Origin of the sequence: Caballeronia sp., assembly GCF_028292365.1 — a bacterium.
Classification (GTDB): domain Bacteria; phylum Pseudomonadota; class Gammaproteobacteria; order Burkholderiales; family Burkholderiaceae; genus Caballeronia.
Map to the genome: position 1 here is coordinate 1 of NZ_JAQGMM010000018.1, position 11,280 is coordinate 11,280.

The window sequence follows — 11,280 nt, forward strand, 5'->3', positions numbered from 1 at the left end:
CCCACGATGAGGGCGGCGAAGGAGAACCAGCTGGCGCGAGCGACACCTCGCGCAGCGGTGTCAGCAGCCTGCCGCGCATTTTGTTCGGCTTCAGGGCTCGACGCCGCTGACGCGGCTGACGCAATGGTCGCCTGCACCTGCTGCTTGGCCGAATTAATCACCGACGGGTCGGTGTTGGTTTGGTTCGCGGCCGTTGCCCCAACTTGGGCGCTCGTGGCTGCGACGCTGCCGGCTGTGCTCACCGCACCTCCGATCAACGAGGTCATACCGAAGACAATCAGCAAGGTCATAACGGCCCACGACAGCAGTCCGTGCAGCCATCCAAGCACCGGCGCGCAGCGACCGGAAAAATATGAACCGATAAAGACAGCCAGTACCGTCGTCACGATGACCCAGACGCCCGACCCAAATCCGAAACCGTGTAAAGGATCAGGCCGGGATAACGGGGAGAGAAGGGAGGCCCCAATGGCGGTGCCAAGCACGCTCATGATCAAATAGACAATAGACGAGAGGATCACGCCGGCAATCACAGAGCCCCATGAAAGGCGTGGCAGTCCGTCTTGGGTGGTGAGCAGTTTCATATGTCTTCCTGATTGGAAATAGCAGCCGTTAGAGATCCTGTTTTTCCACGCGAACGCGTGCGCTGACATCGAGCAAGCCGTATGCCGCATTGGTCGTGCGCCAAGGCCCATCCTCCGAGCGCAACGCCGCGCCAAACCTAGAGGGGGATCCTACCGTTGGAAGCCGACACTCGACCTTGCATATCTGGCAAACAAAAGTTCGTCAGGCATGCCCGGTGCTCGGTGATTTCTAAAAAGAGGAGGGTTAATGGGAAACGATCATAGATACGTGCGTGCGGCCGTCTGGACGTCGCGTCGAGTGACGCGCGGCGCTTCCAAGTTAAGGATTTTGGTCGTCGACGACAACGTCTCGGCCGCTCAGGCGCTGGCGACCTATCTCTCGCTTGAGGGGATGGAGTGCGAGGCGGCGTTTGGCGGACATGCCGCTCTGTCCCTCGCCACCGAGTTCAGGCCACACGTGATCATCATGGATATTTCGATGCCGGGCTGCGATGGCTACCAAGCGGCACTGGCGTTAAGAGGTGACGCGCGTACGAAGGACGCCGCCATCGTTGCGTTCACAGCATTCGACGAAGCAGAACTACGCCAACACGTCGTAGACCACGAGTTCGATGCTTATTACCAAAAGGGACAGGCGCCGTCTCGCCTTGCCACCTTGGTCACGCTGTTCGCCCACTAGAGCGCGCAGGGGACTTGCTGGTCTCGACCGATGCGCTCTGGCGCAACGTCGTCCCGATCTGGAACGGTGCTATCAACATTCGGGATTCTGAAGGTCACCTGACGCAAACTGTTCACCATACTGCTGCGCGGCGTCGACCGCCGCTTGGCGGTCCGGGAATGGGCCGATTTCCGGGCACCCTTCGAAGGGGAACAAGACACGCTTATCAGTCAAGCGCACCACCTTGAGCGTGCCGTAGAACTGGCCGGGTACTCCGCGATACGACGCATAGATTCGAAAATCGGCAAGCGATCGACCTGGGATCGCGGGTTGTAAAACTGCTTTGAACTGTGTGAAATTTTTCCGTGGACCTTGTGCCATTTCCGCCACCAAACAATCGATCTCAGTCGAATAATTCTGGACGTGCTTCGCCAACTTCTGAACGGAATTCGCGACCCGCGACGTGCTCTTCAGCGGTGAAGGGGGATGGTTATTCGATTGGAGGTTGAGCACTCGGAGCGTTGATTACAAACGCCGTTTCCGTATGGTCCGCCTCGGCGCTGTCAGTCCTCCTTGACGTCATTCGTCCCCTCCATCGCTCGGTCGCTATGAGCGGTTAATTTTTTCGACGTCGGAGTGTTCCATCTCCTAGACCTGTGCCCATTTTTCGCGCAATGTTGTGCGCGGCAGTGAGCAAGTTCGCATGCGCAAACGGGGTGCCCGAGCCACTTTCAACCACGACCGCGTGGAAACGGGACGGGTGGAATGGCGTTTGCATTGGTGACGTCGTCTCCCGTTCCTGTGAGCCCGTGACACTTATCCACCAATGAGTTCATCTATGAAACGCGCCTCTATCGCCGCTGCGCTTGTGGCCCTTGCCGCGGCTGGCGTGACATTCGCGCAAACGCAAGCCGCGAGTACTACCGCCGCGAATGACCTGCCGTCGCCGGACAAGCAGTTCGTACAGGCGGCCAGCATGTCCAGCTTTACCGAAATAGACGCAAGCAAACTTGTCGCGAAGCAGTCACAGGATGCAGATGTAAAAAGTTTCGCTCACCACATGGAAATGGACCACACGAAGTTGGCGCTCTCGTTGAAGATGGCGGCGCCGCACGGCGTGGCAGTGCCAAAGGATAATTCTGACATGGCCGTTCTCAATTCTCTAAGCGGCCTTCATGGCAAAGCGTTCGACACAGCCTATATCAAGCAGGTCGGACTCGACGGGCACGAGAAGGCCGTAGCAGCCTTTCAAACCGAGGCCGACGGCGGCCGAAACGCAGACCTCAAAAAGGCTGCTCAAAAGGCCCTGCCAACGATTAAACAGCACCTGAAGATGGCGCAGCAACTTGCGGCCAAGAAGGGCATCACAGCCCAGTAACGAAGCAACTTTCCTCAAACTTTGGAGAAAATCATGGCAGCAAAAACATTGAACGACTTGTTCATCCACGCCCTGTCGGACATCTACAGCGCAGAGAAGCAGCTTACCAAGGCACTGAAGAAGCAGGCCCGGGCGTCGACGAGCCAGAAACTCAAGGCAGCCTTTGAGACGCACCTGGAGGAAACCCACGGGCAGATTGAACGCATTGATCAGGCGGTGGAGGCAGCAGGCATCAAATTGAAACGCATCAAGTGTGTCGCGATGGAAGGACTGATCGAAGAAGCAGATGAGGAAATCGGCGAAATCGAGGCGGGTCCTGTGTTGGATGCGGCTTTGATCGGTGCGGCGCAAAAAGTCGAACACTACGAAATTGCTTCCTACGGGACGTTGTGCGCGCTCGCGAAGAAACTGGGATATACGGAGGCGATGACTCTCCTGAATCAAACCTTGGAAGAGGAAAAAGCGACCGACAAGAAACTGACTATCCTGGCAGAGCAGGAGGTTTCCGCTGAAACGGCTGGGGCTAAGGTCTAAGCGAAGTGGGTGATTGGCTGGCCCCGAGCAAAGGGGCGGGGTAGGCCAGTCATTCATATAACGATCAAAGGATGGAGGCGCTGCCGGGTTCGCGGCCGATGCGCTCAGATTCGATTTCCTTCTCGACCGTTTCCCGAGCCTGACGCCAGTATTCGTCTGCACACCCTTCCATCGCCCCGTCAGCAAGCCAAAGCTCATAGGCCTTGGTCCGGATTCGTCGTTCGATCGGTTCGTTATCCATGGCTAGCGGCCATTATTCATTCGATAGCTTCCGAAGGCGAAGATAAACTGCGGGCGCTATTTTTCGGTGTCGCAGTAAATGCACACGACGATATTCGCCTGGACCCTCGACGCTCTCGCAGCATTCATTGATGCTTCGTCGACACGCGTGTGCTAATGAACGTCAAAGATTGTCCAGTTGCGTGTGTGCATCAGCGCCATGCAATCTTCGCTCCTGACGCTGCTAATTATGAGTAAGTTTTGAACTACCGATTCCCGGATGGCGCTGCATTCGTACCGGTATCGGGTCTCAGAAGACGCCCTGGTATCCACCATGTCGCACAGCCTAAGCGCTTGTTTTAAAATTCTTCGGCTCCGCTGAAAAAATGCCTTTCGAAACGCTTCTTGCGCCTAGCGCGTAGCCATATCCCGCACCGCGCGACCGATTACCGCGCGCAATAGCGGGACCGCCGCAGCAATGATCACACGTCGCGGACCGAGAATCACAGAGCCAACGAGTAACGTGGCGACAATCGGTGCGTTCGGTGACGCGAGGAAAGTGTGTAGAGGAGACGCATGGGCAAACGGAGCGCCGACAGCGGTTCTTGATTGCGCCGACAACGGGGCTTCAGAGCCCACCTCTGCTTGGTTTTCAGCCCTCAGTGTCGACCTGGATGTGGCCATGCGAGCGAGCACGCGAGTGCGCCGTGCGACCACGCTTTCTTCTTGGGGTGGTAACGGGTCGTTCACAACGCCTCCTTAATGACCTGTGCGTCTTTACACAGTTCGGATCGAAGTGCGGCGAAATGGGAAGCGCCGCGCAGTTGGGCTCGCAAAACGAAGAACGCCGCTATCGACACTACAATCCAGGTTCCTGCTACGCCCCAGACAATGCCGATGAAGTGAGGCGTTCCAAATGACGTTGCGATCAGTGCAATACATAGAAAGGAGAGGGCGAACAACAGCCCTGTCGCGAGCGCCACCATCGCGATGACCTCGCGCAGCAGCGTTGCCTTCGTATCCGCGAGCTCAAGCGATATCAACTCCGCATAATCGCCACCGCGCCCAGCGCAGAAAGCGCCAACCGCCTTCCACGCGCGGACGCGGCCTCGCGCCTTGGTCAATGAACCGAGCGTCATCGATGTCTACCCAGGGTCAGTAGCGGCGCCCCCGAGTGGGCGGGACGTCATCATAGTTTATCGAGTCGCGATTTGCGCGCTTGAAGAGCGCGCCGAGAAGGAAGCCGGCCAGCCCCACCACGGCAAGCGTGATCAGCGGGTTTTCAGCGGTCGTTTGACGCAGTTGCTCGGTTGCTTGCCCATACACTTCCTGCGCTTTACCGCTGAGCTCTTTTGCTTTTCCAGCCAGCTGAGCGCCTGCGTCGTCCGTAACGCTTCCAACGACATCCTGTACTTTGCCAATCGTTTCGTTGATCGCGCCTTTGGTTTCATCCGTATCCATCTGAGCCTCCAGGATTGGTATGTAACGTGCAAGGAACAAGGGGCCTTAACTCCCCACTCGCTATGTTAGTGGAAAATTAAGTAAAGGATTACTAATACAATCACCGGAACACCGAGTAGCCAACCGAGTAAATAGGGCATGTTGTTTTACCAAAAAAGGACACATAGCAGCGTAGCTGCTTAGGATCGGCGATTGCTAAAGTTCAATCTGCCGAGGACGTGTTGGGTCATAAGCAAGCGTCGTACCGCGCACCGGAGATTTGCTGGGAGGCTCGAGTGAAAACGAAACATGTTGCGATACTGTTTGTACTTAGCGCTGCGGCCGGCGCTCCGATCCTAGCGCACGCTCAATCAGCAAATACTCCGACGCTGCCAGCGAGGGCGCCGCAAGCAACTGGGCCGCCAAAGACCGAAGGGGCTCCAGCGCAAAACCAAGTTCGTCCACCGGTTGATGCTGGAAGTGATCATGGAATAACGTCGAGCGGGTCTGCTTTGGGATCGAGCGGTGCGGGACCCAGCATGCCAATGCAAGCAGTCCCACCCGTGGGCGATAAGCCTTTGCCTAAGCCTTACTGAGCGAGATACTAGGGAAGCGATGTGGTCCATGTCGACCTTTCCTTAGTGCTTGGTGGGCTTTGGCGATTGCGGCGATCGACGGCGATGTTAGAAGCTCCACACGACAGACTAATGGCAAGGCCCGACGCAGGGGTTCCAAGGGTAACCGCCCACAAACAGGACGGAGGCACAGCAAATGGCAAAACGGCTAGTAGACGTGCTGGACAGCACTGGCGCTGTCATACATACCTATCCCATCACGCTTAATGATTCGGCCGCAGCGGCGGATGAAACTGCCTACAAAGCCAAAGCGCTGGAGGCAGCCGCTCACGGCCGGTTGGTCTCCGACTCGGAACTCGGAACATTGACCGCCCGAATGCATGTTAGCCGGGGCGGCCAGATGGCGCCATACGGCGACAACCTCGCTGGGAACTCCGAAACGAAAGCGAGTTTGGAGCAGACCGTCCGTGAACGTGCGTATCTTCTGTGGGAAGAAGATGGAATGCCCGAGGGCCGTGCAGAGGAGTATTGGCATCGAGCCCTTGACCAGCACTTGCGCGACCGGGCGTATGTGCTCTGGGAGCAAGCGGGTCGCCCCGAGGGAGGAGCCGACGAATACTGGCGCAGCATCCGCGACTTCGAGGTTTAGTGATTCCAATCAATGCCGCCCGCGGCGCAGACACAATATCTAGCCAATGGTCGGCGAGCGCTGCGCGCCTACGTGCCAATTCGGTTCGGCGCGTACCGCAATTAGCTTGTGGCAGGCGACTTGTCCAGTGAACTATTCTCCATGCACACCACGCACTTGGCTTGCTCATAGGGATCAGTGACTGTTTTGATCGACCAAAGCGACCTATTAGCCATCGGCGGCATGCTGTTTTTTGACAGTTACTGCATGCCCGTAACGTACTTCGCGCTGCCACGGCCAGTTTTTCATCGCGAACCTGGATGAGACCAATTGCTGGGTAGCTACGGAAAATTTAAGTTGCGAGCTAGTGAACATTTACACGACGGTCAAGCGGACGCATTGGGAGTTGATCCGTCGCGGGGATACGGGCGGCGCGGACCCTGGCTGATGCCTCGCACTGCGGCATGCTATAGGGTTGGCGTAGCGTGCGCTATTGCTCCATTGTTTGGCGATGTAGTAGAAGCGAGCGCGTGCCTGATGAAATGCTCGGCGCACTTTAATGTGGTTCGCTAAGCAATCTAACCTCAAGCGAAATTCGCACACGTGCGTCGCCGCGCTCACAGACGACGTCGGGCGCGCCAACGTGACTGATGCGGACCTTGGGGCGATGTACAGGAAGGTGCCAGTTTTGGATAAGACGGAGTTCGTTAGGCGAGGCTCAGACAAAGGTGTTTGCCTTCACGTCTTCCTCGAATTGAACGGTCCAAGGGACCTCGTCGCCACCATCATAGGCCCGCGTGATCGAGCCAAATTGAACGAGGACCGAGCGCAAGCAAGGTTCGACGCCAATGTCGCCGGCGATCTCATCTGTGAACGAGACATTGGAGTCCTCGGGCACAAGCTTGGCCTGGGCGCAGATGTCTAGAAACTCATTCTGCTCGCCGTCCGGCAGATCATCAAAAGTCCGGGTCGTCATGGCCGGCCTCCCGCAGTGGTTGATCGATGGTAGCACGATGAATGAGCGCGAGCCCCTTGCGATAATACTGACTCGCCCCGCTACATATGGGCACGGGGGTCGCGGAGATGGCGGTCAAAACGTAGCACCAATGCAGTATGTCGGACAGGACGACAGGACGGCACGACAATAACGAGCCTGCGCCCGCATCGCAGCGTAGGAACAATGTGTCGGGCGTTCACATCGAAATTCGTCTACATCACCGAGCTTTGGACGTGGCGAACGTGGGCGCCTCTAACAGCACGTGATTTTGTCAACACAGCCCTCATCGACCGCATGCCAATCGCCCATGCGGGGCGTCTTGTCCGCCAATCGGGGAATTCCGTGTTCAGAGCAGACTCAGGCTTTCGGACCGAGGATGCTTCTTGCGTCCGTTACTATTGATGCCGACAGGTCAATTCGCTTTCGACCTCGTCGAACAGGTGCGATGTGCTAATTGGAATCTGCCGCACGGTTACTCGACTCACGAACATATGTCGGAGCTTTACCAACCCATTCGACCGGCAGGGTCTACCCAAACTTCCACCGTCCGTGCACAGTTCGGGTGGGCCGTCGTGCACGCTCCCTACGACGGCGGTAAACATCCATGGTATATCTGTCTTTCAAGAGACTCCTTGCCGGGACGCAGTTTGTCTCACGGCGCTTTGCGTCGCAAACTCGGAACAATCCTCTCCCGATGGAACAACGGCTCTCACCGGAGCATCGGTGTCCTACCGACGTAAACGTAAGCGATGATCCTGCAGCGGCGAATCGGCGATGCCGCCGGTATTGGTTACTCCAACACCGTTCTTTGCGCGCGGTGCGAGTGTCACGATCGCAACGTCACCGCGGCCGCGATCGCGCGGCACCGCTTGAGGTCGGTCCTGAGTGTCAAAATCGGTGGAAGAAATGGATCCCCCGTGGCGGAACGGCCCTTGCTGAGCGATACGGGAATATGCTTCGGCCACTCCCAACGAAAAATGAAAGCGACCATTCTTTCTCACGAGGATGTGCCCATTGGGGCCGATTCCTCGGAAGTGCATCGGTTCACGTTCGTCCTTGACGACGGACAGACGCTGCCTCGATCGCGAGTCATTTCATTGCGCACCGCTCGGGTGTTAGTCGCTGAACTGAAAGACGCTGATGCGTTCGTCAAAATGTTGCGGGAGATTGTCCGCACCGATTCAGCCGACTTTGACTCGTTACCGGGACAAATCTTTACTGACGGCGATGCGGCACGACCGGATGCCGAACCGCTTCAGCCCTGAAATAGCCCAGCCCGAAAGGGGAGCGCTCCCGCTCACGGGACGCCCATTCTCGCTTCGCTATCGATCTCCACCAAGTCGCAGGCCTGCCCCCAACGAGGTTCTCCGAGGTGGGTATAACGCAAGCCTAAATGAGCGGGCGAATTGGCTGTCCTGGGAACGAGCGGACTGGGAGACAGAGATGACCGCAAGTACGGTGCGCCCCAGGTCGAGTGCTGTGATCACGACCTTCTTTTCCCAGATTTCAGGGTATTCCAGTCCGGCGGAAGCCGGTGCGCCGGGCGACCTATCTTTGCAGACGGGATTGTCGTGGCGCATCATTTCTCGTCGGGCGTGTCCTCCGGAGAATGCACATCCGCCAGGGAGTCAGACGGCGAAGCACTTTCTCCATTACCCAGAATGACTTGGGCCTGGGCCCAATATATTTCCGCGCCACCGTCCGGACAGCCTGCTTGCTCCCACAGTTCGTAGGCTTTAGTCCGGATATCGTCTTCGGTGAAGGAGTTCGGCATAACTTTCCCCAAGTTGACGTTAAATAAATTTACCCAAAGTGGTCGGCCGCACGGACGTCCACGTCTGCGCAGACGGCGCTCGTCGCGGTGAAGGCCGTGATCGACGTCACACTCGATCGACTTGGGCAATGTTTACGCAAAGAAGGTGCCCGAGATCCTTGCTGACAGCGAGGGACCTACTTACATCCCCGCGCACACGCGTCGGTGTGTCCGCCACAAGCGAATCTGCGCGTTTGACAATGTAGGCGAAAGAATCTGCCCGATGGAAACATGCGACCTGGTCGAGCAGTGTTCACCCGTCGGCGTCGGTCAGGTCGACCCATACCTCACCGTCCTCAAGGTCTTGTTCGACCCGGGTGATGGACACGTTCATCCTTGTTGGCTTCAGCGAGCATTCGACGCCCCTCGATATCGTTCGCCGGCATTTCGAATATTTCGACTAAGTCGCCGCCTATGGCAACCTGCATGACTAATAACGGCGTGTGTGCTCCTCGTTTGCCCCGGCGAGCGGGGCGAAAATTAATGAAAGGGGCACTCTGTTCCTTCCGCAGCCGGTGGTACTGTTATGGCCAACCTCGGCCCGCATGCGCATCCGATGTAGCCGTACATCAGCACCTGTTATTGCATCTACATGAAAGATTTTCGCACGCTAAGCTGAGCACCGGATAGTCGCCAAGAACGGCAGCCACCGTCAACCTAGGTGTGCGCCAAAAACTGCAAGAGGTGATCGCGAATATCTGGACGTGAAAACCGCCGTTCTGCCTCAATCGTCGTCATGCATAGCAACGGCAAAGGGAGTACATCATGGAATTCAATGTTGACTGGATCACGCTGGGCAAACACCGTGTCAGGCTGCTCTCGACCCAGGGCGTTCCGACGCTCAGACGGAGATCGTTACCTGAACGTCCTTCCTCGAATTGCACGGTCCAAGGTATTTCGTCGCCGCCAGCATATGCGCGCGTGATCGAGCCAAATTAAAGAAGACCGAGCGCAACAGAGGTTCGACGTCAACGTCGCCGGCGATCTTATCCGCGAACGATACATTGAATTCTTCGGGCACAAGCTTGGCGACGGCGCAGATGACTAGAAACTCCGTCTGCTCTCCGGTCGGCAGATCATGAAAAGTCGGCGTCCTCATGGCCGCCCTCCCGCGGTGATTGCTCGAGGGCACGACGTTGAGCCGCGAGCCCATTGCGCCAATCCTGACTCGCCCGCGACATCCGGGCAGGGGAGCGCAAAGGCCAGCGGTCAAAGACGTAAAACCAATGAAGTGTGCTGGACGGGGTAGCAACTCTGGAATGACCCTGCACGTCTGTTCTCACATCGCATCGTAAGAGCCATGTGTCCAGGGCGTTCACATCGGGGCAGTCTGCATCATCGAACTTTTTAAACACGTCAAGGTGGGACGTTTTTAAAAGCGCCTGGTTTCGCCAGCAATGCTCCGCTATCCCACGCCAGTCGCCCAAGCGGGGCCGCTTTCCGCCATTCAGAGAATTCAAGTCTGAGAGCGGGCGCGCTTTTACGGACTTAGGGTCTTATTTGCGTCCGTTACGATTGATGCCGACAGATCCATGAGGTTAGACGCGAACAGGGTGGGCGTCCAATCGTTGCCGGCGGACCTTGCTTTCTCAGCGAAACGGCCACGCAATCGGAGGTCAGAGCCGAGAAGCTTCATCCTGTCGGCCAGCGTTTGGACATCTCCCGGCTGAACAATAAAGCCGTTGATACCGTCCGTTACTAGCTCGCCAGCAACTCCACAAGTCCTCGTGACGATAGCAGGGCACCCCGCGGCAAACGCCTCATTGATGCATAAGCCCCATTGATCGAACTTGCTTGCGAGCACAGCGAATTCTGCGAGCGCGTACACGGCTGGCATGTCGAGGTTCTTTATTGAATCCAAGATGACCACATGAGCGTTCAAGCCGCGCTGCGCGACTTGCTGGAGCAAGCGATCGCGACACGGGCCCTGACCGATCAGGACCAGGGATTGGCCTGCTTTGTAAAGCCCTGATTGAAAATAGGCTTCGATCACCACATCAACATTCTTGCGCGGCACGAACCGGCTCACGCAAACGCAATATCGAGGCGGCAGACCGAATTTTGCGCGGATGTCGCTGCCGGAGTTGCGCGCTAACTCAGACCTCTGTGAAAAATATTCCACATCGATGACGTCGAAACCCACCCGGGATCGGGCGGGGGGTATCCCTAACGAGTGTGCGTATGCCCGGTGCCTTTCGCCCGCTACAAGTGCACCATCGAACTGACGAACGATGGTCCGCTTAAGCCACTCTTTCGCCCGGTATCGTTTGCCGTCGTCAGCTTTCGAGTCGGACATGTAGATCAGGGAGAATCGGCGGAAGAGCAACTTCAAAAAGCACAGCCACATGGAGTAGCTCGTGTGATAACCGAGCGTCACCACTACCTGAGGGTCGAACCGTCGTAGCGCATCAGACAAGCCTACCGCAACCTTAACCCAGTGCCCCCCGGCGTCAGTTG

General features: G+C 57.1%; 14 protein-coding genes. 5 read left to right on the forward strand and 9 right to left on the reverse strand.

Annotated features, from left to right (window positions below; genetic code table 11):
- The coding region (locus tag JWR14_RS00735; RefSeq protein ID WP_299699621.1) for a hypothetical protein at window positions 1-581 on the reverse strand (581 nt) is incomplete at its 3' end.
- Between the two features lie 247 nt (window positions 582-828).
- Between JWR14_RS00735 and JWR14_RS00740 the strand changes: the two genes are divergently transcribed.
- Complete coding sequence (locus tag JWR14_RS00740) at window positions 829-1,260, forward strand: response regulator (RefSeq protein ID WP_299699624.1); 432 nt, start codon at window positions 829-831, stop codon at window positions 1,258-1,260.
- Between the two features lie 72 nt (window positions 1,261-1,332).
- Here JWR14_RS00740 and JWR14_RS00745 read toward each other — a convergent pair whose 3' ends face one another.
- Window positions 1,333-1,620, reverse strand: a complete 288-nt coding sequence (locus JWR14_RS00745) for a DUF6723 family protein (protein ID WP_366144494.1) — start codon at window positions 1,618-1,620, stop codon at window positions 1,333-1,335.
- Window positions 1,621-2,077: 457 nt separating this feature from the next.
- Between JWR14_RS00745 and JWR14_RS00750 the strand changes: the two genes are divergently transcribed.
- Window positions 2,078-2,617 (forward strand): DUF4142 domain-containing protein, encoded by a 540-nt coding sequence (locus tag JWR14_RS00750; protein ID WP_299699630.1) that lies wholly within the window; start codon window positions 2,078-2,080, stop codon window positions 2,615-2,617.
- A gap of 33 nt (window positions 2,618-2,650) precedes the next feature.
- Window positions 2,651-3,151 carry a ferritin-like domain-containing protein gene (locus tag JWR14_RS00755; protein ID WP_299699633.1) on the forward strand — a complete coding sequence of 167 codons (501 nt, stop codon included), beginning with the start codon at window positions 2,651-2,653 and terminating at the stop codon, window positions 3,149-3,151.
- A 64-nt stretch (window positions 3,152-3,215) separates the two neighbouring features.
- Here JWR14_RS00755 and JWR14_RS00760 read toward each other — a convergent pair whose 3' ends face one another.
- The 3 genes from JWR14_RS00760 to JWR14_RS00770 all read right to left on the reverse strand — a co-directional run bounded on the left by JWR14_RS00760 (window position 3,216) and on the right by JWR14_RS00770 (window position 4,831).
- Window positions 3,216-3,392 (reverse strand): DUF2934 domain-containing protein, encoded by a 177-nt coding sequence (locus JWR14_RS00760; protein WP_299699636.1) that lies wholly within the window; start codon window positions 3,390-3,392, stop codon window positions 3,216-3,218.
- A 724-nt stretch (window positions 3,393-4,116) separates the two neighbouring features.
- The gene (locus JWR14_RS00765; RefSeq protein ID WP_299699639.1) at window positions 4,117-4,509 is read right to left on the reverse strand and encodes a phage holin family protein; all 393 of its coding nucleotides are present in this window, start codon (window positions 4,507-4,509) and stop codon (window positions 4,117-4,119) included.
- Between the two features lie 16 nt (window positions 4,510-4,525).
- The gene (locus JWR14_RS00770) at window positions 4,526-4,831 is read right to left on the reverse strand and encodes a CsbD family protein (RefSeq protein ID WP_299699642.1); all 306 of its coding nucleotides are present in this window, start codon (window positions 4,829-4,831) and stop codon (window positions 4,526-4,528) included.
- 750 nt (window positions 4,832-5,581) lie between these two features.
- On the opposite strand from JWR14_RS00770, the gene JWR14_RS00775 reads away from it, so the two are divergent.
- Window positions 5,582-6,034, forward strand: coding sequence for a DUF2934 domain-containing protein (locus tag JWR14_RS00775; RefSeq protein ID WP_299699708.1), 453 nt, complete (start codon window positions 5,582-5,584; stop codon window positions 6,032-6,034).
- 697 nt (window positions 6,035-6,731) lie between these two features.
- Here the strand turns inward: JWR14_RS00775 and JWR14_RS00780 are convergent.
- Window positions 6,732-6,989 (reverse strand): hypothetical protein, encoded by a 258-nt coding sequence (locus JWR14_RS00780; protein WP_299699711.1) that lies wholly within the window; start codon window positions 6,987-6,989, stop codon window positions 6,732-6,734.
- Between the two features lie 953 nt (window positions 6,990-7,942).
- On the opposite strand from JWR14_RS00780, the gene JWR14_RS00785 reads away from it, so the two are divergent.
- Window positions 7,943-8,275 (forward strand): hypothetical protein, encoded by a 333-nt coding sequence (locus tag JWR14_RS00785; protein WP_299699714.1) that lies wholly within the window; start codon window positions 7,943-7,945, stop codon window positions 8,273-8,275.
- Between the two features lie 314 nt (window positions 8,276-8,589).
- On the opposite strand, the gene JWR14_RS00790 is transcribed toward JWR14_RS00785, so the two are convergent.
- The 3 genes from JWR14_RS00790 to JWR14_RS00800 form a co-directional block, all read right to left on the reverse strand.
- The gene (locus JWR14_RS00790; protein ID WP_299699717.1) at window positions 8,590-8,784 is read right to left on the reverse strand and encodes a DUF2934 domain-containing protein; all 195 of its coding nucleotides are present in this window, start codon (window positions 8,782-8,784) and stop codon (window positions 8,590-8,592) included.
- An 880-nt stretch (window positions 8,785-9,664) separates the two neighbouring features.
- Window positions 9,665-9,976, reverse strand: coding sequence for a hypothetical protein (locus JWR14_RS00795; RefSeq protein ID WP_299699720.1), 312 nt, complete (start codon window positions 9,974-9,976; stop codon window positions 9,665-9,667).
- 327 nt (window positions 9,977-10,303) lie between these two features.
- Window positions 10,304-11,280: glycosyltransferase family 4 protein (locus JWR14_RS00800; RefSeq protein ID WP_299699723.1), on the reverse strand; the 977-nt coding region annotated here is incomplete at its 5' end.